Below are 22,759 nucleotides of genomic sequence, written 5' to 3' on the forward strand. Positions count from 1 at the left end.
CCCGTCGAGTATCTGGACCCGGGGTCGACCCTGCTCGTCGTGGGCCGCCGATGACGGGCAAGCGCTCCCTCGTAACCCGACTCCTCGCCGACGGATTCGACCACGGTGAGGCGGCCGCCGTCGTCTCGACGGACACCAGCGCCGAGGACGTCCGCGAGTCGCTCGCGGACGCCGTCGGTCGGTCGGTCGGTCACCGGAGAAGCTGCCGCTCGGCGTCGTAGATTGCGTTAGTGGTACACACGGGGCGAGCGGACTGGCGCCGCTCGACGGTCGCGTCGGCTCTCCCGCCGATCTGACGGGCATCGGGATGGAGCTGACGCGGTTGCTGGAGGACCTGTACACGGACCACTCGACCCGGATTCGGTTCGGACTCTTTTCGCTGACGACGATGTCGCTCTACGCGTCGCCCGAACAGGTCGTCCGGTTCCTGCACGTCGTCACGAACCGTATCGGCGAGGCCGACGGCATCGGGTTCGTCGTCGTACACTCTGACACGATGGACCCCGAACACCTCCAGCGACTCCGCTCGTTCGCCGACGGCGTCGTCGAGGTACGGGAAGACGAGGGCGGGGCCGAACTCCGGGTTCTGGGCGTCGAACCCGAACCGACGCCGTGGACGCCGTTCGACCCGACCGACCGGTCGGCTCGGACCCACCCGACAGACGGAGCAGTCCCCGAGTCGCTTCGCTCCGTACTGGACTCGGTCCGCGCGGACGTCCCGACGCTTACGGTCTGTAACTACGAGGGGGCGGCCGAGGCGCTCGAGTCGGTCGAGCGGTACTTCGACCGGCACGGCGTCACCGTTCGAGACGCGTCGCTCGACGTGGCCGAACCGCGTTCTATCGCCCTCTTACACCACGGCGACGACTTGCTAGGAAGCGAGTCGGTGGCGGCGCTGGCCGCGGCTATCGACATCCAGACCGACGAGGACGACGCGTTCACCGAACGACAGACGAGCGACCTGTTGGCCAAACTGGACCGGTCCGTCTTCGGCGCCGCCGCGGCGGACAAGACCCTCCTCGCCGACGTGAGTCACACCATCGAACTGCTGGCAAACAGAGTCGGCCGCGGCCGTCTCCACGCCGGATTCCAGTACCTCTCCCGGCTGACCGGTGACCCAGAGAGCGCCCGCATCTACGAGCGTCTGGCCGACAGCGGACTCGACGTCCACGTCTACGGCGTGGACGACACTGACGCGTCGCTCCCCGGCGTGACCGTCCACAGTGGCGAGGCGAGCGAACTATCGGAGTCGTGGTTCGTCGTCTTCGACGGCGACGGTGACCCCCAGCAGCAGGCCGCCGTGCTCGCCGTCGAGCGAGACGGCGGCGGGCAATACGAGGGGGTCTGGACGTACGACAGTGACTTCGTCCGGCGTACCGACGCCTACCTCACGGAGACGTACGGCGACCCCTCGGCGGGACGGGAGCGCCAACCGGCGACCGACTGACTCACGTCTCGTTTTCGGGGTCGGACTCGGCGGCGGCCCGGTCGATACGCTGTCTGGCCCGGCGGAACAGGCCTCGGAGTGTCCGCGTCTCCCGTCCCGTCGGATGGGCCCGCCCCAGTAAGCGGCGGAACATCCGTTGGGTCTTCGCCTGCTTCTCCGCCGGGTGACCGATGGCGTCGAGGAACGTCTCGAACTCGCCGTGAAGGCCTTCGAGGGCTCGCTCGTCGGCCCGAGCGTGTAGCTCCTCGGGGTGCTGGTCGCGTTCGACCGTCACCGACCGGAGTTCGTACAGCACGATAGTGGCGGCCTGTCCGAGGTTCAACACGGGGTAGTCGGCAGCGGCCGGAATCGAACAGAGTTCGTCCAGCCGAGCGAGTTCGTCGTTCGTCAGGCCCACCCGCTCGCGGCCGAAGACGAGGCAGGTGTCGCTGTCGACGCCGGCGAGCGAGTCGGCGAGTTCCGACGGCGTCTTCGCGGGGTAGCGGACGTGGTTGGAGGCGTCCTCGTTCGTCGTCGCGGTGCAGGCCACGGTGTGGTAGTTCTCCACGAGGTAGTCGAACGTGACCTCACGAGCCTCCGGGAGGATGTCTTCTCGGGCCTGTCCGGCAAAGCCGTACGCTTCGCCGTCCGGGTCCAGTTCCGGCGGGTCCACGAGCAGTAACTCCGAGAGGCCGAAGTTCTTCATCGAGCGAGCGATGGTGCCGACGTTGCCCGGCGTCTCGGCGTCGACGACGGCGACGGCGATCATACGTCGAGGTCGCTGAGGTCCGTCTCGATCGCTTCGAGGTCCTCGTCGTCGAGTTCGTCGACTTCCTCCTGTAGGCCCGGGACGGCCTCTGAGGCGTCCGGGGCGTCCGGGAGCGCCGTGGGGTCCTCCTCGACGTGGTCGAGGCCCTCGTAGTCGTCGGGGGCCCGGTTCCCGTCGTCGAACCACTCGTAGAACGCATCGCGGAGTTCGAGTTCGCCGGCGTAGGCGTCGCCGCCGGATTCGCGAAACCAGTAGAGGAAGTCAGGTTCGTGGACCGAACAGAGGACGACCGACCCGCGGGGTTCGCCGTAGATGACTTCGGCGACGTTGCACTCCTCGACGTTCTCCTCGCCGTGGACGAGCCAGCAGGCGTCACACGGGTCGACGACCCGGTCGGCCAGCACGAGGATGCGCTGGCGCACCTCGGGTTCCAGCGTCTTCAGCGGTCGCACTTTGCCCTCGTCGTTCAGTACGTCCTCGTCGAACCGCCACCCGCGGAGTCCGATGTTGACCTTGGCCATACGCCGCCGTAGTCGGCAGCGAGACTAAAAGAGCGCGGTGTGACTCTTATCCGAGGACGTAACGGAGCCACTGGTTGTTATCGATGAGCGACATGTCTTCGAGGTAGCTGTCCAACCCGAGGATGCGACCGGCACCGAACGCGCCGAGGCCGAACAGCAGGACGGCGTAGACGATGTGGTCGTCGACGACCCAGCCGTGGGCTACCGGCAGGCCCGCAAGCAGGCCGCCCTGCAGCGACGCGAGCCAGTAGAACAGCATCATCACGGCGCCCCAGAACGCGGCGAACCGGACGAACGCCCCGAGGAGCAACGCTAAACCAGCCAGCGTCAGGCCCAGCATGTTCAACCAGTCGATGGCGGGGTTCCCGGCCATCGCGGCGAACATCCCGGTGAAGGGGTTCCCCTCGGGGATGGCGTTGGCGAGGAAGCCCGCCGCGGTCCAGTTGTTCTCCGGGTTGCCGTCGAGGTAGGTGACGAGCTTCGTCACACCGCCCTGAAACAGCGTCCAGCCCATCACGATGCGGAGGAGGAACAGCGAGTAGCCGACCCACGTCTCCGAGTAGTCGAAGGTGACGTCCCGGCCGAGTATCTCCGATTGAAGTGTCTGTCTCGTACTCATGTCTAATAGTATACTTTAATATGAGATATATCTATGGGGACATTCCCGAAGGCTGGGAATCGAACGCTCGAATAATTCGGCATAAAGGGATCTCTACCGCGCGAATACGCCGAAACACACCGTTGTCCGGCTGGGGTCAGTCTGGACCGGCGGCGAACTGTCGCTCGACCCAGTGGCGACTGTCGAGGGCCGCGACGCTCTCCTGTAACCGTTCGAGTCGGTCCCGACGCTCGTCGGGGTCGAGTTCGAGCGCTCGTTCCAGTGCATCCGCGATACCGGCGATGTCGTGGGGGTTGACGGTGAGCGCGCCGTCGAGTTGGGTCGCCGCCCCGGCGAGTTCGCTCAGGACGAGTGCGCCGTCGCCGTCGACGCAGGCGGTGGGGTACTCGTGTGCGACGAGGTTCATGCCGTCTCGGTGTGGCGTCACGAGCGCCACGTCGGCCACCCGGTAGAGGCCGTCGAGCGTCTCCGTACTGAGTTGCCGCTCCGTGTACGCTATCGGTTGCCAGTCGTCGGTGGCGTAGACGTCGTTGACACGCTGTATCTCCGACACGACGTCCTGTCGGTACCGTCGGTACGTGGCGATACCCTCCCGGGTCCGACTGGCCTTCTGGACGTAGGTGAACGCCCCCCTGAGGTCCGGGCGCCGTTCCCAGAGGTGGTCGAGTGCGGCGATGCGTTCCGGAATCCCCTTCGAATAATCGAGGCGTTCGACCCCCAGTACGACCGGAATCGACGGGTCCGGGACCGTCTCGCCGAGGACGCGCCGCCTGACCGCCGCGGTGTCCGCTGCTTTGGCCCGCTTCCTGACGCCGTCGACGTCGATACCGAGCGGATTCGCGACGACGTGGGTGGACGCCCCGTCGTAGTGGACCACGCCCGAATCCTCGTCGACTGTCGCCTCTGGCAGCGTCGCCTCCACACAACGGCGGAATCGCGAGGCGAACACCGCCGTGTGGAAGCCGACGGCGTCACACGCCAGCAACCCATCGAGGAGTCGTTCGGCGTGCGGGCAGTGTTCGAACACCGACGGCGCCGGCCACGGGATGTGCCAGAAGTGATGGAGCGTCGCGTCTGGTCGCGCCTCGCGTACCGTTCGGGGGGCGAGAGCGAGGTGGTAGTCCTGAAACCAGACGAGTTCGTCGGCGTCTGTCACGGTCCTGACGGCGTCGGCAAAGCGGTCGTTGACCGCACAGTACTGCTCCCAGAAGGCGGGTTCGCCCCACATCCGGCCGGTGTCCTCGTGACAGAGCGGCCAGAGGACCTGATTCGAGTAGCCGTGGTAGTATCCGTCGATGGCCTCGTCCGACAGCGGGACGCGTTTCAGGCGGTAAGACTCCTCGCCGGGCGGCACGGGAACGATACCGTCATCGGCGACGGCCATGTCCGCCCCGCCGCTGGCCCAGGCCACCCACGTCCCGCCGCGGGCCCGCATCAGCGGGTCGAGTGCGCTCGTGACGCCGCCGGTCGCTTCCGTGACGGTCACGTCGTCGTCCTCGACGGGACCGTCGACGGGGCCAGCCACCCACTCGTGGCTGTAGGGCTGACGGTTCGAGACGACTACCAGTGAGTCCGGGAGCGTATCGGCACTCGACTCATCCATCTTCCGCTATAGTAGATGCGTCTCCGCCTTTAGACTGTCGTGGACTGGTAATAACCCGGGACGTTCGTGCGTTACAGGTGGGAGTAAGAGAAAGCTTATACCGGAGGCGTCAGAAGACTTGAGTGAAAGCCGAAAGGGCACCCGGGTAGGGGTACACGGACGTGCCATTTCGGCTCAATCCGGTTTATCTGGTACCGAACTGATAGCGACAGCTATGGACTTCGACACCTGGGAACCCGTCTACACCGCCATCCTCACGGACTTTGGCTACGGTCGTGCCGGCGACGAACGGGCCCGTGACAGACTCGACGCGTTGCTCTCCGACAGCGAGACCTACCGACCGGCGACTCTCGCCCTCGGGTCGAAGGCGGTAGCTATCGCCGGGGCCGGCCCTTCGCTGGAGAGTGGGGCCGACCGGGCCGCCGACGCCGACGTGGTGCTTGCCGCCTCGACGGCCGCCGACCGACTACGAGCGGTGGGTGTCGCCGTCGACTGCATGGTGACTGACCTCGATAAGAACCCCGAGACCGCACGCGAGTTCACGGAATCGGCGACTCCCGTCCTCGTCCACGCACACGGCGACAACGTCCCTGCGGTCGAGGACCACGTCCCGACGTACGACCCCGCCTTCGTCGTCCCGACGACACAGGCTGCACCCACCGATACCGTCCACAATTTCGGTGGGTTCACCGACGGGGACCGGGCGGCCTTCTTCGCCGACCACTTCGGTGCCGACTCGCTCCGGTTCGTCGGGTGGGACTTCGACGACCCGGACGTGAACCCGGAGAAACGACGGAAACTCCAGTGGGCGGAACGCCTCCTCCACTGGCTCGAACTCCGACGTGGCGAACGGTTCGACGTCCTCGACGGCCGCCGAGACTCGATTACACCGGTCGTCAGTCCGCGGTGACGGCAGACTCAGGGCGCCAGCACGTCGATAGTGGCCTCGATGTCGTCTCGCTCGGCCGCTCGCGGGAACGAGACGTTGAGTGCGTCGACGCCGGACAGCGACTCGAACTGTCCGATCTGCTCCCGACACTCCTCGGGGGTCCCGGCGACGGCGATCGCATCCAACAGGTCGTCGCCGATGGCGTCGGTGGCGGCCGCCTGTTCGCCGGAGGCCCACTTCTCGGCCACCTCGTACGCCGTGTCCTCGTACCCCTGTCTCGCCAGCGCGTCCCGGTAGTAGGTGCCCATGCCGCCGATGTAGAACGCGACGTGTTGACGGGTCAGGTCCCGGGCCCGCTCCCGGTCGTCGAGCGCACAGCAGGGCAGTGAGAGCGTCACACGCTGGTCCTCGCGGTTCCTGTCTCCGAGGGCCGTCCCGCGCTCGAAGTCTTCCAGTCGGTCTCTCAACCCTGCTCTGGTCATCAGGAGGGCGTGCCACCCGTCGGCGAACCGGCCGGCGAGTTCGACGGACTTCGGGCCGAGGCCGCCGGCGTCGACTGGGGGGACGGGGTCCGGCGGGTCACAGCGCAGGCGGAACCCGGACAACTGGAAGATGTCGCCGTCGTAATTCACTGTCTCGCCGTCGAGAACCTGCTTGACGACCTCGATGGTCTCTCGTGTCCGGCGGAGCGGTCGCTCGAAGTCGACGCCGTGCCACCCCTCGATGACGATGGGGCCGGACGGTCCGACGCCCATCCGAAGGCGGCCCTCGGACACTTCCTGTAAGGTGACGGCCGTCTGCCCGATGAGCGCCGGCGACCGGGAGTAGACGTTCATCACCGACGTGCCGATGCCCACGCCGTCGGTGTGTTCGGCGATACTCGTCAGTGTCGTGACGGCATCCCGGCCCCACGTCTCAGGGAGCCAGACGCGTTCGTAGCCGGCGTCTTCGGCGAGTTGGCTCATCCCGACGAGCGCGTCGACGGAGGGCTGTGCGGCGACTGGCAGGTAGATGTCTCTGACTGTCATCGGTCGGGTGTCTCCTCTGTTGGCGGCAGGCCGCGCGCGGTCAGCGTCTGGCCGGTGACGAACGAGGCGGCGACGGGCCGTCCGATCCCCTTCGACGCGCCGGTGACTACCGTTGACCCGCCGACGCCGAACCTGTCCGGCATAGCCCGGACTGCGAGCGGGCGTGGCATAAACCCACAGGCGCGTCGGGGTCGCGGTGTGCAAACGGAGTTCAATGGGCCGGCCGTTCTTTTCCGTCCGGCCCACCAATGGGGTGCTATGACGTTCGACCCCGGCCGCGTCACGACGATAACGTTCGACTCGTACAGCACCATCGTCGACGTCGAGGCCGCCGAAAAGGCGCTCAGTGAGCGAGTTCCGGACCCGCAGCCAGTCTCGCGGCTCTGGCGCTCGCGGTCGCTCGCCTACACGTTCATCGCCAACGCCGTCGACGCCTACAAGCCGTTCTACGAGATGAACCGCGACGCTCTCCAGTACGCGCTGGACGCCCACGGCGTCGACATCTCGGCCGAGGACCGCGACGAGATTCTGGCCGTCTACCACGAACTCGACGTGTTCGACGACGTGCGTGAGGGGATGAACCGCCTGTACGACGCCGACTACGACCTCTACGTGGTCTCGAACGGCAATCCGGAGATGCTGGACTCGATGGTCGACCACGCCGGCATCGGCGGCCTCGTCGAGGATACGGTCAGCGCCGACGAGATTGGGACGTTCAAACCCGACGCCGAACTGTACCGCCACGCCGCCGCGCGCACGGGAACGCCCATCGACGAAATCGCCCACGTCACCGCTGGCTACTTCGACGTCTACGGCGCGATGCACGCCGGGATGCAGGGCGTGTGGGTGAACCGCGACGACGGCCCGTGGGACGCTTTCGCCGGCGATCCCGACCTGACCATCGGGTCGTTCCACGACCTCGTGGACGAACTGGCGTAACGCCGTGCCACGCCCGGACTACTGCTCCGCGGACTCGGCCATCTCTCGGAGGCGTTCGATGCGGTCCTCGGTGCGGGGGTGGGTCGCCCCGAGCGCGGCGCGCGCCTTCCGAATCGGCTTTCGGACGGACCAGAACAGGGGCTCGCGGGGCCACGACGGGTCGTAGCCCACCGTCCGCTCGTCGTCGGGCGGGACGATGCCGAACGCCGCCTGCGTGGTGGTCCGTAGGTCCTCGTCCGGCGCCTCGGCCCCGTCGTCGAGCGCCTCCAGTGCGCTAGCTAGCGCCGCCGGGTCGCCGGTCGCTCCGACGGCACCTCGGTCGGCCGCGAGTTCGCGGGTCCGCGAGAGCCACGCGACCAGCAGTTCGCTGACCGTCGCGCCCCAGAGCCGGGTCGACTCGTCGCCCTCGTCGGTCGACTGCACGACCAGCGGTTTCGAGGCGAGCGTCAACACGGCGGCGTCACGGTTCGAGAGGTGCGCGAGTTCGTGGGCGACGACCGCCCGCAGTTCCCCATCGGCGAGCGTGTCGACCGCCCGACGGGAGAGGACGAGCGTCGACGCCGAGGGGCGCGTACCGACCGTCATGGCTCCACCGATGGCCACGTCGGTCACCCGGACCGTCGGTGGCCGGCAGTCGACCTGCTGTGCGAGTCGCTCGACGGTCCGCACCAGTTCCGGACGGGCGGGTTCCGTCTCCAAGTCGTCGACCACCGACTCGCCGGGACGCACAGACAGACGCCACACGTCTCGGAGGATGACGACGGTCGATACGACGGTCCCGAGGACGAAGCCAGCCACCCACAGTGCGCTCGGTATCGCGGTGAGAGACGTCACGGTGTCGACGGCGAACGCGACCAAGAGAAACACCGGGATAGTCACGAAGACCCCGCCAGTAGGGCGAGAACGGGCAGGGCGAGCACCACGCACCCGAGGACGAGCAGTATCACGAGCATCCGAATCCGCAGTCCCCACGCTGCAGTCCGGTCCATACCGAACCTGAGCGTTCTCCGACACAATAACGATAGGTGGCCCGCGCTGGTTCAAACCCGCCGCGAGAGCGAGGTTCGAATCCCGCCCGCCAGTTCGCGGTGGCCGTCCTCGGCCAGACTGTCGGCGACGACTTTCACGGCGGCCGCCGACCCGCCGAGATACAGCGCGCCGTTTGACTTCTCGACCAGTACCACGTCGACGACGTCCGCGACGGCACGGACGCTCGCAGCCTCGTCTCCGGCGAGGTCACCGAGCAGGAACGTCAGCGTCGCACCGTCCTCGGTGTCGCCAGCCAGCGTCTCGCCGAGCGACTGGTTGCGCTCGACCTCTCGCACGGTCACGTCGGTCAGTTCGGCGACGGTCGGCCCCGGTTCCGTCTCCGGTCGGACGGTCCGCTCGTCGCCCAGTGCGTCGGCCACCTTCACGACGTCGTGTGTCTCTTTCGTGTCGTGTGTCCGGATGATGTGGGACCCGCGTTCGACCTCCATCGTCGCCGCGGCGAGGCTGACGGCCAGTTGGTCCTCCGTCTCCGGTCGCCCGGCGAGGTCACCGAGGAAGTCCTCGCGGTTGGTCGCAGTGAGCATCGGCCGGCCGAACGCGCGAAACTCCCGCAGGCGGCGGAACAGCTCCCAGTTGTCCTCGAACTCCTTGCCGTCGTACCACCCACCGAAGGCCGGGTCGATGATGGTCTGGTCCGTGAAGCCGTCACGCTGGAGGGCCTCGAACAGTTCGTCCATCGTCTTCAACGCGCCGGGCGCGGCGAGGTCCGGCGGACTCGCCATCTTCACGACCGGCATGTCGTGGGCCTCGACGACCGACTTCATCTCCGGGTCCGCGAAGCCACAGACGTCGTTGATGAGGTCGAACCCGTAGCCGATGGCTGCCTCGGCCACCTCGGCGTACCGCGTCTCCAGCGAGAGCGGCACGTCGGCGTCTAGTTCGTCGACGAGGGGCGCGACCTCCTCCAGTCGGTCCAGTTCCTTCTCGACGGGTTTAGACTCGTACTTCGGGTTGGCCGACTGGAGGCCGACGTCGACGATGTCGGCCCCGGCGGGGACGAGCGTGTTCTCGATGGCCTCGGCGGCCTCGGCCGGGTCGAGATAGACGCTCGGCTTGTACCCCGAGTTCGAACTCATGTTCAACACGCTCATGACTCGCGTCGGGTGACCGTCCCCCACCGGGAGGCCGTCGATGTCGACCGTGCGCATGGCCGGGACTGAGGACTGCGTGTACATAGACCCTCCACTTCCGTCGGGGCACGATACGTATTTTTGCGGGCAGTCCTAACGACACACAACCCGCTCTCGTCACGATGGCCCAGCGAAACGTCGTCGTCCTGTGTCTCGATACGGTCCGTGCCGACAGCTTCTGCGTCCACGCCGACAGGATACGCGACCGGGCCGCCCTGGTCCACGGTGGCTGTCGGGCACCCAGCGCGTGGAGCGTCCCGAGCCACGCCAGCCTGTTCACCGGCGAGTTACCCCACCAGCACGGCGTCCACACGCACGCTCGACACTACGACGGCGTCGGGCCGAGTGAGACGTTCCTCGGCGACCTCCCGGACGCGTACCACACCGCCTGTATCAGCGCGAACCGGTGGGTGAGCGATGCGTTCGGCATCGACCGGTTCTTCGACGAGACGGTGTTCGTTCCCGGGGGGTGCGTGGTCCCCGACGCACGGAACCCCGCGTGGGATGCCGACGGAACGCTGACTGCGGTCCGTGCCGCAGTCACCGGTGACCGACCACTCGGCGAACTGACCAACGTCGCCGCCGACCGGGTCCGTTCGGCGATGCTCGACCGCCCTCGTCTGCAGGGGTTGCCCGTCCCCGCCCCCACTGACAACGGCGGCACCGCCGTACTCGAACGCGCGCGCCGAGCGGTCGTCGACCGCGAGGCGCCGGTCGTCTGTTTCGCGAACGTCATGGACGCACACGCCCCCTACTGGCACTGGCGGGGGATGGCCGACCACGGGGTCTCCAGACGGTGGTCGGACCGACGGCTGGATACGTGGGCCGTCAACACGGCCGAGGACATGGGGCCGTACGCCGACGACGTCGACTCCCTCAGAGCCATCTACGACGCACGGGTCCGCTATCTCGACCGCATCGTGGCCGATTTCGTCGATTCGGTCGTCGCGGAGACGGACCGAGAGACCACCGTCGTGGTCACGAGCGACCACGGTCACAACCTCGCGTATCCGGCCGACAGGGGTCTCCTCGACCACACCAGCAGCCTCACCGAGGGGCTGTTGCACGTCCCGTTCGCCGTGGTGAATCCACCGACCGACGGCGCCGTGCCGTCGCTGAACGCTGGCCGTCACCTCCCGCTTCGTCGTCTCGGTGCGTTCGTCTCCGGCCTCACCGTCGACGAACTCCGCGACGTGACGGCCGACCGGGTCGCCGCTGAAGTCCTCGGACGCACGCCGACGTGGGACGACCCGCCCGATGACCCCCGGTGGGACCGCGCGGTGCGGTGCGTCTACGAGGACGGCACGAAGACCGTGTGGGACGCGACCGGCGAGACGCGACGGTACACCCTCGACGCCGACCGACCAAGTTGGCAGTCGAGGGTCGGACGGCGAGACGGCCTCCCGGCCGCCGACACCGACCCGCCCTTCGAGACCGCAATCGAGTCCGCCAAGCGAGGCGCGGTCGACGGGACTGCGGCGGCGACCGTCGACGACGACACTGTCCGGCACCTCGAACAACTGGGCTATCGGTGAGTCACACCTCGACTCTGGACGGGCGGTCGGCGCGACGAGGCGACTGACAGTTTTATTTAGCCCTCCCGCTTAGCCGCTCAGTGTGTCGACGCCGGAACGAGACATCGAGGCGGTTCTCGACGAGTCCGGTCCCGACTACGACGGGTTCTCGTTCGAGACTCCGGGTGGTGGCCACCAGAGCGACGTCTACCTGGTGACGCTCTCGCACGCCGGCGAGGAGTACGAGGTGGTGGTGAAGTTCAAACCGCCGGGCGACGTGCCGTTCGACGTCGAACCGAAACTCCACGAGTACGTCGCGAACCGGACTGACGTGCCGGTTCCGCGAATCCTCGTGTTCAAGCGCGACCCGACCGTCGACGTCCCACCGTACTTCGTCACCGAACGCGTCCACGGCGAGAACCTCGCCGAGGAGTTCGCAGGGCTCTCGACCGACCACCGCTCCCGAATCCTTCGACAGGCGGGTACGATTCTCGGAGATATGCACTCCGAAATCGGGTTCGAGGCCTTCGGCCGCCTCGACTTGCACGACGGTCGGCTCATCGTCCGCGACTGGATGGGGAGCTGGCGCGAGTACTTCGAACAGCTCACCCGGACCCACCTCTCGCGGCTGGACGATACTCGGTTCGCCGACGTCGCCGACCGTGCGACGACGCGCATCGAGCCAGCGCTAGACGTCGTCCCAGAGGACGGCGTCCCGAGACTCGTCCACGACGACTTCCGGCCGGCGAACCTCATGTTCGACGCCGAGGCCAAAGCCCCTATCACGGCCGTCCTCGACTGGCAGGACGTACTGGCGGCCTTACCGGAATACAACCTCGCACAGACGGAGTTTCTCTTTGTCGACTCCTCGTTTCGCGACCCGGAGATACGCGAGACGCTCCGCTCGGCGTTCCACGAGGGCTATCGCTCACAGCGGCCGATGACGTTCGAGGAGGGATACGAGAACCGACGTCCCCTCTATCAGCTCTCGACGCTGCTGTGGCGGATGGCCGGGTTCGACGCCGCCTTCGCCGAGGAATCGGGCCTCGCACAGGCCCGTGCCGAGGCACAGTACCGCCAGCAGTTCGAGCGTCTCATCGAGACGATTCCGTCCTGACTCGCCCCGCTTTTCCACTCGTAGGGCGGTCCCGGCGACCGCCGACCTACACAGGCCGTGTGGGACGGTGCGGCCGACGGACATACTTCGAACACGCCAAAGCAGCGTTCAGAAGTGAGTTGGGAACAAATTTCAGTAGTTTTAATCCGTAGCTATACGGAAGCCGACCTATGACGGTCGCCCTCCCCTCGCGAGTCGTCCCTCTGTGCATCGATTCTCGAACGAACGTTCGGCCGGTTCGGAGGCGACGATGCGACGTCTGACGCTCCTCGCGGTCGCGGTACTCGTCGCCGTCGTGCCGGTGACCGTCGCCGGTGCCGGCATCAACGCGTCGGTCACCGGCGTCGACGTCACGCCGTCCGGGCCCGCTCCCGGCGAGACGGTCACGTTCACACCGACGGTACGGAACCTCCAGAGCAGCAGCGACTCGCTCGAGATTCGGGCCATCGCGCTCCGCCGCGCCGGTGGCGGGGGCATCACCGAATATACGCGAGTGCGCAACGTCGGGACCATCACACCGGGATCCGAAATTCAGGTGCCGCTCACACACACGTTCGAGACGGCGGGGACCCGCGATATGCGCGTGTTCGTCTACGCGTACAATCCCAACGCTAGCGAGACTGTCCAGCTCCGGTATCCGGTCTCAGTCTCCGTTCGGGAGCGGCATCCGCAACTCGATATCAAGGCCAACGATTCCGTCGCTGGCGTCCCCTCGTCGGGAACCGTCACCGTCGCGAACGGCCTCGATACCAACGTCTCCAACGCCGAGATAACGGTCTCCGGCGACGGCGTCACGATGCTCGAAGAGCGGACCGTGGTGGCCACGCTCGGTCCGGGCGAGACCGTGACAGCGCCGTTCCGGTTCCGTCCGGAGAGCGAGGGCCCGCACGAACTCGAAGCGACGCTCTCGTACACCATCGCCGGTGACACCGAACGGACAGTGACCCGGAGCAAGACGATTCGCAGCGAGGGCCTCCGAGAAGGTGTCGTCCTCGATGCGACCGGCGTCGGCAGCGGCGGCGACCGTGCCCTCGCCGTCGACGTCATCAATCAGGGCAACGCGCCTATCGAGGACGTCGTCGTCACGGCCGCGTCCGACAGCGCGACGTTCCGTCAGGCCATCGTACGGGAGGTCGAACCCGGGTCGTCCGAACGCGTCCGTCTGAACGCCACTCTCTCGGAACCGCGCGCCAACGTCACCGTCGAGACTCGGTACGAAGTTGGTACGGCCGAGCGACGTGCGACGGCGACCGCCGAACTCCGGTCGGCCCCGGGCACTATCGGCTTGACCGGCCTGTCGGTCACCCGCGAGGGTGGGGTCGTCCAGGTTACGGGCAGTGCGAGCAACCTCGGGATGACCGAGGCCAACAGCGTCGTCCTCAGCGTCGTCCCCGCCGACGGCGTGGAACCGGCGGCGCCGAACAAAGACTACTTCGTCGGGACGGTTCCGGCGAGCGATTTCGTCTCGTTCGACCTGACTGCGCGGACCGACGGGAACGTCACGTCGGTCCCGGTCGAGGTGTCGTATCTCGTCGACGGTGACCGCAAGCGCCGGACAGTACAGGTGAACGTCGGCAGCGCCGACACCAGTCAGAACGGGACGCCGACGGACCAGCGGTCCAGCAGTGGTCTCTTGCCGGTCGCCGCCGTCGGGGCCGTCGCCCTCCTCATCGTCGGGGGTATCCTCGTCCGGCGGTATCAGCGCGGGGACGACGACGAGGACCTATGACCGTCATCGACGCATACGACCTCGTCAAGCGGTATCGAACCGGTGGCGAGACGCTGGAAGCGCTCGGCGGTGTCGACTTCTCGCTGTCTGCCGGCGAGTTCGTCTCGATCATGGGGCCGAGCGGCAGCGGGAAGACCACGCTCCTGAACATCCTCGGGTTACTCGCGACGCCGACGGAGGGCCGTCTCACGCTGAACGGCCGCGACGTGACTGACCTCGGCGACCGGAAGCGAACGCGCCTCCGCAAACGGACAATCGGATTCGTCTTCCAGCACTTCTATCTCCTCCCGACGCTCTCTGCCGTCGAGAACGTCGAGGTCCCTCGCCTGTTCGACCGTGATCCCGGCCGAACCGCCCGCGCTGAGGACCTGTTGACGCGCGTGGGACTCGGTGACCGTCTGGACCACCGACCCGACGAACTCTCTGGCGGGCAGAAACAGCGCGTCGCCATCGCTCGCTCGCTCATCAACGACCCGACTATCGTCCTCGCCGATGAACCCACCGGGAGCCTAGACCGTGAGACGGGTCGGCAGATTCTCGACGAGTTCCGCCGCATCGCCGACGAACAGGACGTCGCCATCGTCGCCGTGACACACGACGAACTGGTCAACGAGTACGTCGACCGGACCGTCAACCTCGTCGACGGCACCGTCGGCAAGGAGGTGCTGAATGCTTGACCCCCTGTACCGCCGGTTTCCGTCGGTACTCATGGCTCGACGGAACCTCACACGGACGAAGATGCGCTCGCTGCTCGCGTCACTTGGCATCGTCATCGGCGTCATTGCCATCGCTTCCCTGGGGATGTTCGGCGTCGCACTGCAGTACTCGTTTACACAGAACCTCGGTGACCTCGGGAATCAGGTGACCGTCTCGCCGAACCGGGACGCCGGCGTCACCTCGCTCTCGGAACGCGACATCCGGGAGATTCAGCGCGTCGCCGGGCCGGGCGTGACAGTCTCTCCGGTCAAGCAGGGTATCGAACCGGTCGCGTACGACCGCAAGCAGAACACGTCGGAGTTCATCTACGGGTTAGAGCGTCCCAGCGAGGTATACAACGCATCGGAGGGGCGTATCCCAGAACCGTTCCGCTCGGGCGCCCTCGTCGGGACGAACATCGCAGAAGAACACGACTTACACCCAGGGAGCACCATCGCCGTCAACGGGACGACCGTCAGGGTCCGTGCCGTGCTCGAATCGGGCGACGCCTTCTCCCAGTTGAACCCCGACAGCCGCCTCATCCTCCCTCCCTCACACTTCGACGAGCGCGGGTACGCACAGGTGTACGTCACCGCTCGGACCGGCACGCAGGCCAACGAGACGGCCAGCGCCATCAGGGGCGCTCTCAACGACCGAGAGCAACGAGTCACGGTGAACGAACTCGGATCGCTCGTCGACACCATCGAACAGCAGTTCCAGATAATCAATACGGTGCTGGTCGGCATCGCCTCTATCTCGCTGCTCGTCGCCGGCATCTCCATCCTCAACGTGATGCTCATGTCGACCGTCGAACGCCGCGAGGAGATCGGCGTCCTGCGAGCCGTCGGCTACCAGAAGCGCGACGTCCTCAAAGTGATGCTGACCGAGGCCACGCTGCTGGGCATCATCGGCGGGTTGGTCGGCGTCGTCCTCAGCCTCGGGGCCGGCCTCGCTATCAACCACTACACCGTCGGCGACGCGACGGCGGTGTTCCGCCTCGCGAACGCGTGGTACCTGCTCGCCGCCTTCGGCTTCGCCGTGGTGACGAGCATCGTCAGCGGTCTCTATCCGGCGTGGAAAGCAGCGAGCGAAGAACCGGTCGAAGCGCTACGGGGTTAGGGCGTCGTCTCGACGCCGGGTTCGAGCCACGGTTCGGTCCGGCCCACCGTCACCGAATCGAACTGGACGAGCCAGTCCTCGTCGCCACGCTCGAACGCTTCCAGTGCGTCACCCACGGTGTAGGTCATGTCGTCGTCGGTGCAGGGGAAGACGGCCTCCAACTGCGTGTCGTCGTAGATGGCCAGCGAGACGACGGGGAACACGACCACGTCGTCGACCCGGTCCAGTCCGACGTAACTTCGAGTCCGCCGCTCGAACGCCGGTTCGAGCGACGAACCGTTCCGGTCTGCCCAGTCGCGGAACTCCTCGTAGGTCGCGAGCGCGCCGGACCGCTTGTCCTCGGCCATCGTCCGGATGCGCTGCCACTCACCAGCGACCATCGAGTCCGTGAAGACGCCGTTGGCTTCGAGCCGCTTGACCCGATTGAGCACCTGCTGCTGGGCATCGAACGTGCCGTAAGTGTCTCCGCGAAGATACAGTTCCGCCCGAAGGTGTGTGTCGTCTGTCATGGCCCTCTCGTTCGAACCATCTCCTGACGACAACTAAACTCTTTCCCAGATTTCCATATTCGAGTAACTACATATTCTCACGAAGGAATTGCGAGCAATGGAGCTCGAAAGTGCCGTAATATTCACTTTTCGGAGTATATATCACGTCGTAATATGACAACAAGTAACAACGATATTTCTGCGCTGGTCGATGGCTGTTTCGTCCGGCGTCGAAATATTCCGGGGTGTACTACCACGCGGTATTCACCGGTGGTTCGACCGGCGAGCGAGACGGACGAAATCCGCCCGCCGTGGTGGCGACTGGCCGGTAGCCGCTTTCGACAGTGACGGTTCGAGAAGAGACCGCTCGTGACGGTACTCGATCGCGGGTCACTGCGTTCCCCGCTCGCTATTCGAGGGGCAGCCCCTACGGTCGGTACCTCGTTAGTCGTCCGCGCTTGCTTCAGCACCGCTCGCGACGACGTCGATTTCGCCGGCGTCGAGTTCCTGTTCGACTTCTCGGGCCGCCTGAACCATGTTCTCCATCTTGCCACGCGCAATCTCGCGAGGCAGGAGTTTCACGCCACAGTCCGGCGAGACGGTGAGTCGCTCCGGCGGGACGACTTCGAGCCCTTTCTTGATGTTGTCCTTGATGCTTTCGACGGATTCGACCTCCGCGGTGTGTGCGTCGAGGACGCCCATCGCGAAGTCCTTCGTGAACTCGTGTTCCTTGAACACGTCGAGTTGCTCGTAGTTCCCGTTGGCGAGTTCGAGGTCGTACTCGTGGACGGGGTAGTCCAGAATCTCGGGGTAGATACGAGAGTAGTCGCCGTAACAGACGTGCAGGCCGAGTCGCACGTCGTCCGGAATCTCGTCGACGATGCGTTCGAGACACTCGCCGACGATGGCGTGGTCGTCCGGCGTCGTCGCCAGCGCCGGTTCGTCGATCTGGATGTAGCGCGCGCCGGCCTCGACCAGCGCCTCTATCTCCTCGTTGACGAGGTCGGCCAGTTCGTAGGCCAGTTGCTCCTCGCTGTCGTAGACCTCGTTGAACGACCAGTTCGCGAGCGTGTAGGGGCCGGTAATCGGGACCTTCACGGGTCGCTCGGCGACCTCGTCGGTGAACTCGAACTCCTCGACGAGCCACTGCTCGCCGTACTCGACTTCGTCGGCGACGGATGGCTTATCGAAGTAGTTGTGGCCCCACACCTTCACGCGGCCGTTGAACTCGTAGCCGTCGATGCGGTGAGCGAAGTACTCGACCATCTCGTTGCGTCGCATCTCGCCGTCACAGATGACGTCGAGACCACAGCGTTCGTGCTCGTGTGTGATGAGTCGCGAGGCGTCGTCTTTCGACTCCTCCCACTCTTCCTCGCCGAAGTCGGCGTCCTCGTCCTCGAACATCTCGCGGGCGCGGTCGTGCCACTTCGGCTTGGGGTAGGAGCCGACGACTGTCGTCAGCAGGAAGTGGTCGTTCGGGTGATCCTCCGGTCGGAACTGCTCTCGTGGGCCAGTCATGCTTCCACCTCTTCTAAGTCAGCGGCGTTCGCAAGCGATTCCAGTTTGTCCGCGAACTTGTTGACGGGGAGATAGAACAGTTCGGTGTTCGCGGTGGCATAGACGGTGTCATAGACGGTGTTGGTCTGCTGTTCGAACCAGTCGATGCGGTCACGGATGGTTTCGGGGGACTCCACCAGCGTGTTCTGGCCGTCGACGACGCCGAGGGCGACGTCGTCTTTCGTACCGTACTCCTGAACGTTGTAGACGTTGCTGTCGTGATCGGAGACGAGGTCGAAGCCGATGGCGTCGACGTCGGCGTCCATCAGGTGGGCGTAGGTCTTCTCCTCGATGGGACCCCAATAGGTGTGGGTGACCACGTCGGCGTCGGTGGCGTTTGCGACGGCGTCGATAGCTTCGCTCGCGCGTTCGTCCGTCCCGTCATCGGGGTCGTTCTCGACGAGCGACGGCTCTAGCAGGAACAGCGTCTCGACGTCGGGGAACTGCTCGACCTCGCCGGCGAGGAACTCGGCGATGGCGTCGAGGAAGGCGGCCTCGTCGCCGTAGTAGTCGTCGGTCGCGAGGTCCGCCAGCGAGTACGGGCCCGGCAGGACCGCCTGCAGGCCGTCGTCGACCAGTTCGGCGGCGGCGTCGAGTTCGGCGGCGACGTCACCGTCTGCCGTCAGGTCGTCCTGCACGACCGGCTCTCGGTAGAAGTTGTTGTTGTCGTAGTAGCGGACGATGCCGCGGGTCTCGACGCTGTCGTGGACCGCAAGCGGGTGGGCGAGCATGTCGTCCCAGCGGAGCTGTCCCTCGACGACGCGGCCGAGTCCGGCGTCCTGCTGGAGCGAAATCACTTCTTCGCGAGCGCGGTCGTATGCGTCGACGATTTCCCCACCTTCGTCACCGCTGATGAGGTCCGTCTTCTGGTGACCCTTCAGGTCAGACAGTTCGTCCTTGGCCCAGTCCGGTAGCGGGAACAGGCCGGGTGTCGTGGCGACTATCTGTGTCATTGCACTCGGCTACGAAATGACGGGCTTTAATATTTCCTATTCGAGAAAATGCGCCAAAGTAATCACTCCCGCACGAACCGGAGGACGACGAGCCGTTCGTACGGGTGCTTCTCGCTCGCGATCTGTTCGCCGACCAGCCCGTGCTGACGGGCGTATTCGCGGACTGCGTCGGGGTCGGTGAGGCTGCTGACCAACAGCAGCGCCTCGCCGTCGGGGCCGAGCACTCGGCCGACCGATTCGAGGAACGGGTCGACGAGTCGCCGGCCGTCTTCGCCGCCCGAGAGGGCGTGTTCCATCCAGTCGTCCCACTCCTTTTCCGCTGGGGTCGGGAGGTACGGCGGGTTGAACGCCACGAGGTCGAACACCTCGTCGCGGAACGGGTCGACGAGGTTGCCTCGAACCGCCGTGACCCCTCGTTTGCGGGCCTGCTGACAGGCGAGCGGATTCACGTCCACGCCGACGGCGTCGGCACCGGCCTCGGCCATCGTCGCCGCGACGAATCCGGATCCGGTTCCGACGTCGAGCGTGCGGTCGCCGTCGTCGACGCGCTCGCTCACCGCTCGGGCGAGCAGCGCCGAGTCTTCGGCCGGTTGGTACACCGACTCGACGCCGCGCTGGTCGGCCAGCGCTGGCCGTCCGGACCCCTCGGTCTCGTCGCTCCCCCCGTCACCGCGCATCGGTCACGCCTCCGGGTCGCCGACGTCGTACGCCAGCGTCGCGAGATCCGCGAAGTCCGCCGGCGTGAGGTTCCCGGCGCGGGCGCTCATCAGGTCCTCGTCGGCGGCGTCGACCACCGCGTCCGGGTCGCCCAGTCCAGAGATGTGGGCGGTGTTCCGGACGGCGTTACGCATCGTCTTCCGGCGCTGGGTGAACACGGCCTTCAGGAAGTCCATGAAGAAGTCGTCGTCCGGGACGGTGTAGTCCGGTTCCCGGGGAGTCGTTCGCACGAGCGCACTCGTGACCCGTGGCTGTGGGTCGAACGCCTGCTTGGGCACCGTCTCGACGACTTCCACGTCGGCGTAGTGGCCCGCCGTCACCGACAGCCGGCCGTAGTCGTCCGTCCCGGGGTCCGCGGCCATCCGCTCGGCGAACTCCTGTTGGAACATCAGCACCATCGGACGACCGTGGGGCAGCAACCGGAACGCTATCTCGGACGATGCGCCGTAGGGCAGGTTCGAGATGCTCGCCGTGAACTCGGGGAGGCCGACGTCGAGTGCGTCGCCCTCGACGACGGTCAAGCGCCCGTCCGCGATCTCGTCGGCGAACTCCTCGCGCAGGTGGGCCGCGAAGTCGCGGTCCCGTTCGACGACGGTCACTCGGTCGGCGACCGCAAGCAAGCGGTCGGTCAGCGCGCCGGGGCCGCCACCGATTTCGAGGACGTGTGCGAGGTCCATCCCCGTCTCGACGGCGTACTCGGGGATGCGGTCGAGGACACGGTCGTCGACGAGGAAGTGCTGGTCCTGCCGGGTGTCGGCGCGTTTGCCCGCCCGGCGGACGAGCGCGTCGGGGTCGCGACTGCCGGTCGGCGTCTCGGTCATTGTGACCCCGTAGACGGTCGGCGGTTGAAAAGGCCGACTACTCGGCCCGCGCCGCCTCGGGCGTCGCTACGCTTACGGGACCGCCGCTCCGCTTCGAGGCGGACGCCTTCACTCCGTTTACTCGCCGCCCTCGCCTCGCTCCACGGTTCACTCCGTTCACCGTTCCGCTACGAGGGTTCGTTTCACTCACCCTCGCCTTGCTCGCTCCGGCGGACGAACAACCGATACTTCAGGTCGTCTTCGCGCAGTTCTTCGAGGATGCGCTCGATGAGTACCTCTTTGGGGTTGTGGAGGCCGCTGACCCGGTCTTCGAGGTCCTCGAAGCTCTCGAAGGGCTTTCGCTTTCGCTCGTCGAGAATCGTGTTTCGGAGTTTCTTCCCGATGCCCGGCAGGAGGTTCAACTGGTGGAGTCGCAGGGTAATCGGCTGGGCGTCGTTGTAGAAGTCGACGAACCGTTGCTGGTCGGCCTCGACGATCTCCTCGACGGCGTACTCCAGTTCCGAGCGGGCGCCGCTGGGGAGGTCGTCGAACTCTCGCTCCCGTACGCGACCGAACTCGGTCAGGTCGATGCGGTCCCCGAACGCGATGTCGGCGTCGTCCGAGAGCGTCAGTTCGTAGATGTAGAACTCCTCGATACCGAGGGCATATGCGAGCGGCTCTTTCTGGTGCTGGGGCCTGTCGTCGTCGCTCCGGCCGTGTGGGAGGACGTCGAGCACTGCCGCGACCATGTCGTCGCCACCGCTCTCCGTGCTGCTCATGTACTGCGGTACGATGAGAACGCACTTAATGGCGATGGATAGACGTACTACGCCCGTCGGGTCGAAACCCGGCCGTTCAGGCGTACTGCTTGACGATGTCGAGAATGTCGTCGAGTTCCTCGCCGGTGAGCGTGTAGCGCTCCTGTGCGAAGACGGCGCGAAGTTCGTCCCGGTCGAGGGGACGGAGGTTCGCTATCTTGTAGGCTGTCGCCTCGTCGACCTTCTCCAATTCCTGCAGTTGCTCGACGAACTCCAGAGACTCCTCGGGGTCGAGCAGGGCAAAGCGGTTGACGTGTTCGATGGCTCGCTTGAGTTCGTAGCGCATCTCACGCTCTTCGTCTGCCGCTCGTTCCATCTCGAGGTCCTCGAGGACCTCCTTGGTCTCGGCGACGGTCAGATACTCCTCGTCGACCTTCTCTTTGAAGATGGTCATCGCTCAGTTCAGTTCTCTTGGCGACGCAGGTGCGCGGGCTTGACGACGACCGTCTTCTGTTTGCCGCCGTCGACGATTTCGACCCGGTAGGCACGTCCCTGCTGGCCGGCGACGGTGCCGGTCTGGCCGTCGAATCGCGGGTGGAAGCGACCCTCGGGCACCGAGGGGTCGATTTTGAGGTGGACCTTCTCGCCGTTTTCGAACTGCTCGACGGCGCGCTGTGGCGGCGAGGTACCACCGTCTCGGGGCTTGTTCTTGAGTTTGTTACGAGTTCCTTCGAGAGGGCCGTTTGAACTAGGCATTCTTGCTCACCGCTTGTCCGGTCGCCCTAATAAAACGTGCGTTCCACGACCGCGGGCGGCACGGGTTCTCGCGGTGCCGCGGCTACCGAACTCGAGGAACGCGAAAACGGGAGCCAGTGGTTACAGGCGACCGACGCTGTCGACTTCGACGGACTCGACGCCGTCGACGTCGGCGAACGCTTCCTCGACGGCCTCGGTCCCGCCGGCGTCGTCGGGGACGATGACCGTCGGGAGGAGTGCGACGAGGCCGAACGCGACGTCGTCACGCTCGAAGCCTTTGATCTTCGCTCCTTCGGGAAGCGACCCTTCGAGACGTTCCTGCAGGTCGTCGAGGTCGACTTCCGGGCTCTGCGGCATGATCTTGATCTTGGCGGCTACCTTTCCCATGGTTATGGACCCGTGAATCCGCAGTCGGGGCACTTGTAGAGGTTACTCTGCTTGCGGCAGGTCGAACAGCGGTAAATCTGCTGGCCGCAGTCCGGGCACTTGAACGCGGCGGCGTTCGTGCCGGCGATGTTGATGCCACACGAGACGCACTTTTGCGTCCGCTTTTGCTGGCTCTCGCTCATACCACCCCGTAT

27 protein-coding genes are annotated in these 22,759 nt (G+C 66.0%); 9 read left to right on the plus strand and 18 right to left on the minus strand.

Annotated features, from left to right (window positions below; genetic code table 11):
* Positions 1-50: 50 nt before the first annotated feature.
* Both G9465_RS09460 and G9465_RS09465 read left to right on the plus strand, forming a co-directional pair.
* Entirely contained in the window at positions 51-221 is a 171-nt protein-coding gene (locus G9465_RS09460; RefSeq protein WP_166969313.1) for a hypothetical protein, read from the plus strand.
* Positions 222-307: 86 nt separating this feature from the next.
* A complete protein-coding gene (locus tag G9465_RS09465) occupies positions 308-1,447 on the plus strand; it encodes a DICT sensory domain-containing protein (protein WP_166969315.1) in 1,140 nt (379 codons plus the stop codon).
* Between the two features lies 1 nt (position 1,448).
* Here G9465_RS09465 and G9465_RS09470 read toward each other — a convergent pair whose 3' ends face one another.
* The 4 genes from G9465_RS09470 to G9465_RS09485 all read right to left on the minus strand — a co-directional run bounded on the left by G9465_RS09470 (position 1,449) and on the right by G9465_RS09485 (position 4,938).
* Positions 1,449-2,195, minus strand: a complete 747-nt coding sequence (locus tag G9465_RS09470) for an RNA methyltransferase (RefSeq protein WP_166969317.1) — start codon at positions 2,193-2,195, stop codon at positions 1,449-1,451.
* Positions 2,192-2,716: a hypothetical protein gene (locus G9465_RS09475; protein ID WP_166969319.1), complete on the minus strand. Its 525-nt coding sequence runs from the start codon at positions 2,714-2,716 to the stop codon at positions 2,192-2,194. The genes G9465_RS09470 and G9465_RS09475 overlap by 4 nt, the downstream gene beginning before the upstream one ends.
* 46 nt (positions 2,717-2,762) lie before the next feature.
* The gene (locus G9465_RS09480; RefSeq protein ID WP_166969321.1) at positions 2,763-3,335 is read right to left on the minus strand and encodes a DoxX family membrane protein; all 573 of its coding nucleotides are present in this window, start codon (positions 3,333-3,335) and stop codon (positions 2,763-2,765) included.
* Positions 3,336-3,471: 136 nt separating this feature from the next.
* The gene (locus G9465_RS09485) at positions 3,472-4,938 is read right to left on the minus strand and encodes a trehalose-6-phosphate synthase (protein WP_166969323.1); all 1,467 of its coding nucleotides are present in this window, start codon (positions 4,936-4,938) and stop codon (positions 3,472-3,474) included.
* Positions 4,939-5,152: 214 nt separating this feature from the next.
* Here G9465_RS09485 and G9465_RS09490 point away from each other — a divergent pair, with 214 nt between their 5' ends.
* Positions 5,153-5,848 (plus strand): 6-hydroxymethylpterin diphosphokinase MptE-like protein, encoded by a 696-nt coding sequence (locus tag G9465_RS09490; protein ID WP_166969325.1) that lies wholly within the window; start codon positions 5,153-5,155, stop codon positions 5,846-5,848.
* 8 nt (positions 5,849-5,856) lie between these two features.
* On the opposite strand, the gene G9465_RS09495 is transcribed toward G9465_RS09490, so the two are convergent.
* Together G9465_RS09495 and G9465_RS09500 are read right to left on the minus strand one after the other, a co-directional pair.
* A complete protein-coding gene (locus G9465_RS09495; protein ID WP_166969327.1) occupies positions 5,857-6,855 on the minus strand; it encodes a TIGR04024 family LLM class F420-dependent oxidoreductase in 999 nt (332 codons plus the stop codon).
* Positions 6,852-6,998: a hypothetical protein gene (locus tag G9465_RS09500; protein WP_166969329.1), complete on the minus strand. Its 147-nt coding sequence runs from the start codon at positions 6,996-6,998 to the stop codon at positions 6,852-6,854. Before G9465_RS09500 ends, G9465_RS09495 begins: the two co-directional genes overlap by 4 nt.
* Positions 6,999-7,113: 115 nt before the next feature.
* On the opposite strand from G9465_RS09500, the gene G9465_RS09505 reads away from it, so the two are divergent.
* Positions 7,114-7,794 (plus strand): haloacid dehalogenase type II, encoded by a 681-nt coding sequence (locus G9465_RS09505; protein ID WP_166969331.1) that lies wholly within the window; start codon positions 7,114-7,116, stop codon positions 7,792-7,794.
* Between the two features lie 18 nt (positions 7,795-7,812).
* Here the strand turns inward: G9465_RS09505 and G9465_RS09510 are convergent, their stop codons facing one another.
* On the minus strand, positions 7,813-8,673 hold the full coding sequence (locus tag G9465_RS09510) for a M48 family metallopeptidase (RefSeq protein ID WP_166969333.1): 861 nt from the start codon (positions 8,671-8,673) through the stop codon (positions 7,813-7,815).
* Between the two features lie 161 nt (positions 8,674-8,834).
* On the minus strand, positions 8,835-9,992 hold the full coding sequence (locus G9465_RS09515) for a dihydropteroate synthase (protein WP_166969335.1): 1,158 nt from the start codon (positions 9,990-9,992) through the stop codon (positions 8,835-8,837).
* Positions 9,993-10,096: 104 nt separating this feature from the next.
* Between G9465_RS09515 and G9465_RS09520 the strand changes: the two genes are divergently transcribed.
* The 5 genes from G9465_RS09520 (at position 10,097) to G9465_RS09540 (ending at position 16,149) form a co-directional block, all read left to right on the plus strand.
* Complete coding sequence (locus G9465_RS09520) at positions 10,097-11,509, plus strand: sulfatase-like hydrolase/transferase (RefSeq protein ID WP_166969337.1); 1,413 nt, start codon at positions 10,097-10,099, stop codon at positions 11,507-11,509.
* 82 nt (positions 11,510-11,591) lie between these two features.
* Positions 11,592-12,605, plus strand: coding sequence for a phosphotransferase family protein (locus G9465_RS09525; protein ID WP_166969339.1), 1,014 nt, complete (start codon positions 11,592-11,594; stop codon positions 12,603-12,605).
* A 250-nt stretch (positions 12,606-12,855) separates the two neighbouring features.
* Positions 12,856-14,334 (plus strand): hypothetical protein, encoded by a 1,479-nt coding sequence (locus G9465_RS09530; protein ID WP_166969341.1) that lies wholly within the window; start codon positions 12,856-12,858, stop codon positions 14,332-14,334.
* Positions 14,331-15,011: an ABC transporter ATP-binding protein gene (locus G9465_RS09535; protein ID WP_166969343.1), complete on the plus strand. Its 681-nt coding sequence runs from the start codon at positions 14,331-14,333 to the stop codon at positions 15,009-15,011. Before G9465_RS09530 ends, G9465_RS09535 begins: the two co-directional genes overlap by 4 nt.
* Positions 15,004-16,149: an ABC transporter permease gene (locus G9465_RS09540; RefSeq protein WP_227015515.1), complete on the plus strand. Its 1,146-nt coding sequence runs from the start codon at positions 15,004-15,006 to the stop codon at positions 16,147-16,149. Before G9465_RS09535 ends, G9465_RS09540 begins: the two co-directional genes overlap by 8 nt.
* Here G9465_RS09540 and G9465_RS09545 read toward each other — a convergent pair.
* The 10 genes from G9465_RS09545 to G9465_RS09590 all read right to left on the minus strand — a co-directional run bounded on the left by G9465_RS09545 (position 16,146) and on the right by G9465_RS09590 (position 22,747).
* Positions 16,146-16,658, minus strand: coding sequence for an HTH domain-containing protein (locus tag G9465_RS09545; RefSeq protein ID WP_166969345.1), 513 nt, complete (start codon positions 16,656-16,658; stop codon positions 16,146-16,148). The two genes, G9465_RS09540 and G9465_RS09545, sit on opposite strands and share 4 nt — an antisense overlap.
* 423 nt (positions 16,659-17,081) lie before the next feature.
* The gene (locus tag G9465_RS09550; protein WP_166969347.1) at positions 17,082-18,155 is read right to left on the minus strand and encodes a methionine synthase; all 1,074 of its coding nucleotides are present in this window, start codon (positions 18,153-18,155) and stop codon (positions 17,082-17,084) included.
* A complete protein-coding gene (locus G9465_RS09555) occupies positions 18,152-19,147 on the minus strand; it encodes a 5-methyltetrahydropteroyltriglutamate--homocysteine methyltransferase (RefSeq protein ID WP_166969349.1) in 996 nt (331 codons plus the stop codon). The genes G9465_RS09550 and G9465_RS09555 overlap by 4 nt, the downstream gene beginning before the upstream one ends.
* Before the next feature lie 62 nt (positions 19,148-19,209).
* Positions 19,210-19,824, minus strand: a complete 615-nt coding sequence (locus G9465_RS09560) for a HemK2/MTQ2 family protein methyltransferase (RefSeq protein WP_166969351.1) — start codon at positions 19,822-19,824, stop codon at positions 19,210-19,212.
* Positions 19,825-19,827: 3 nt separating this feature from the next.
* Positions 19,828-20,685, minus strand: coding sequence for a 16S ribosomal RNA methyltransferase A (locus G9465_RS09565; protein WP_166969353.1), 858 nt, complete (start codon positions 20,683-20,685; stop codon positions 19,828-19,830).
* A 182-nt stretch (positions 20,686-20,867) separates the two neighbouring features.
* Positions 20,868-21,443: a DUF655 domain-containing protein gene (locus G9465_RS09570; RefSeq protein ID WP_166969355.1), complete on the minus strand. Its 576-nt coding sequence runs from the start codon at positions 21,441-21,443 to the stop codon at positions 20,868-20,870.
* A gap of 76 nt (positions 21,444-21,519) precedes the next feature.
* Positions 21,520-21,876, minus strand: a complete 357-nt coding sequence (locus tag G9465_RS09575; RefSeq protein ID WP_166969357.1) for an RNA polymerase Rpb4 family protein — start codon at positions 21,874-21,876, stop codon at positions 21,520-21,522.
* Between the two features lie 8 nt (positions 21,877-21,884).
* Positions 21,885-22,178, minus strand: coding sequence for a 50S ribosomal protein L21e (locus G9465_RS09580; RefSeq protein ID WP_166969359.1), 294 nt, complete (start codon positions 22,176-22,178; stop codon positions 21,885-21,887).
* 120 nt (positions 22,179-22,298) lie between these two features.
* Positions 22,299-22,565, minus strand: a complete 267-nt coding sequence (locus G9465_RS09585; RefSeq protein ID WP_166969361.1) for an elongation factor 1-beta — start codon at positions 22,563-22,565, stop codon at positions 22,299-22,301.
* Positions 22,566-22,567: 2 nt separating this feature from the next.
* Positions 22,568-22,747, minus strand: coding sequence for an HVO_2753 family zinc finger protein (locus G9465_RS09590; RefSeq protein WP_166969363.1), 180 nt, complete (start codon positions 22,745-22,747; stop codon positions 22,568-22,570).
* Positions 22,748-22,759: the final 12 nt, after the last annotated feature.

It is taken from the genome of Haloarcula sp. JP-L23, assembly GCF_011602445.1.
Lineage (GTDB): Archaea > Halobacteriota > Halobacteria > Halobacteriales > Haloarculaceae > Haloarcula > Haloarcula pellucida.

What these genes read in the sequence shown, in the direction of transcription:
- G9465_RS09460 (WP_166969313.1), top strand. Translation starts at nt 51, where the DNA reads ATGACGGGCAAGCGCTCCCTCGTAACCCGACTCCTCGCCGACGGATTC.
- G9465_RS09465 (WP_166969315.1), top strand. Translation starts at nt 308, where the DNA reads ATGGAGCTGACGCGGTTGCTGGAGGACCTGTACACGGACCACTCGACC.
- G9465_RS09470 (WP_166969317.1), bottom strand. Translation starts at nt 2,195, where the DNA reads ATGATCGCCGTCGCCGTCGTCGACGCCGAGACGCCGGGCAACGTCGGC.
- G9465_RS09475 (WP_166969319.1), bottom strand. Translation starts at nt 2,716, where the DNA reads ATGGCCAAGGTCAACATCGGACTCCGCGGGTGGCGGTTCGACGAGGAC.
- G9465_RS09480 (WP_166969321.1), bottom strand. Translation starts at nt 3,335, where the DNA reads ATGAGTACGAGACAGACACTTCAATCGGAGATACTCGGCCGGGACGTC.
- G9465_RS09485 (WP_166969323.1), bottom strand. Translation starts at nt 4,938, where the DNA reads ATGGATGAGTCGAGTGCCGATACGCTCCCGGACTCACTGGTAGTCGTC.
- G9465_RS09490 (WP_166969325.1), top strand. Translation starts at nt 5,153, where the DNA reads ATGGACTTCGACACCTGGGAACCCGTCTACACCGCCATCCTCACGGAC.
- G9465_RS09495 (WP_166969327.1), bottom strand. Translation starts at nt 6,855, where the DNA reads ATGACAGTCAGAGACATCTACCTGCCAGTCGCCGCACAGCCCTCCGTC.
- G9465_RS09500 (WP_166969329.1), bottom strand. Translation starts at nt 6,998, where the DNA reads ATGCCGGACAGGTTCGGCGTCGGCGGGTCAACGGTAGTCACCGGCGCG.
- G9465_RS09505 (WP_166969331.1), top strand. Translation starts at nt 7,114, where the DNA reads ATGACGTTCGACCCCGGCCGCGTCACGACGATAACGTTCGACTCGTAC.
- G9465_RS09515 (WP_166969335.1), bottom strand. Translation starts at nt 9,992, where the DNA reads ATGCGCACGGTCGACATCGACGGCCTCCCGGTGGGGGACGGTCACCCG.
- G9465_RS09520 (WP_166969337.1), top strand. Translation starts at nt 10,097, where the DNA reads ATGGCCCAGCGAAACGTCGTCGTCCTGTGTCTCGATACGGTCCGTGCC.
- G9465_RS09530 (WP_166969341.1), top strand. Translation starts at nt 12,856, where the DNA reads ATGCGACGTCTGACGCTCCTCGCGGTCGCGGTACTCGTCGCCGTCGTG.
- G9465_RS09535 (WP_166969343.1), top strand. Translation starts at nt 14,331, where the DNA reads ATGACCGTCATCGACGCATACGACCTCGTCAAGCGGTATCGAACCGGT.
- G9465_RS09540 (WP_227015515.1), top strand. Translation starts at nt 15,004, where the DNA reads ATGCTTGACCCCCTGTACCGCCGGTTTCCGTCGGTACTCATGGCTCGA.
- G9465_RS09545 (WP_166969345.1), bottom strand. Translation starts at nt 16,658, where the DNA reads ATGACAGACGACACACACCTTCGGGCGGAACTGTATCTTCGCGGAGAC.
- G9465_RS09550 (WP_166969347.1), bottom strand. Translation starts at nt 18,155, where the DNA reads ATGACTGGCCCACGAGAGCAGTTCCGACCGGAGGATCACCCGAACGAC.
- G9465_RS09555 (WP_166969349.1), bottom strand. Translation starts at nt 19,147, where the DNA reads ATGACACAGATAGTCGCCACGACACCCGGCCTGTTCCCGCTACCGGAC.
- G9465_RS09560 (WP_166969351.1), bottom strand. Translation starts at nt 19,824, where the DNA reads ATGCGCGGTGACGGGGGGAGCGACGAGACCGAGGGGTCCGGACGGCCA.
- G9465_RS09565 (WP_166969353.1), bottom strand. Translation starts at nt 20,685, where the DNA reads ATGACCGAGACGCCGACCGGCAGTCGCGACCCCGACGCGCTCGTCCGC.
- G9465_RS09570 (WP_166969355.1), bottom strand. Translation starts at nt 21,443, where the DNA reads ATGAGCAGCACGGAGAGCGGTGGCGACGACATGGTCGCGGCAGTGCTC.
- G9465_RS09575 (WP_166969357.1), bottom strand. Translation starts at nt 21,876, where the DNA reads ATGACCATCTTCAAAGAGAAGGTCGACGAGGAGTATCTGACCGTCGCC.
- G9465_RS09580 (WP_166969359.1), bottom strand. Translation starts at nt 22,178, where the DNA reads ATGCCTAGTTCAAACGGCCCTCTCGAAGGAACTCGTAACAAACTCAAG.
- G9465_RS09585 (WP_166969361.1), bottom strand. Translation starts at nt 22,565, where the DNA reads ATGGGAAAGGTAGCCGCCAAGATCAAGATCATGCCGCAGAGCCCGGAA.
- G9465_RS09590 (WP_166969363.1), bottom strand. Translation starts at nt 22,747, where the DNA reads ATGAGCGAGAGCCAGCAAAAGCGGACGCAAAAGTGCGTCTCGTGTGGC.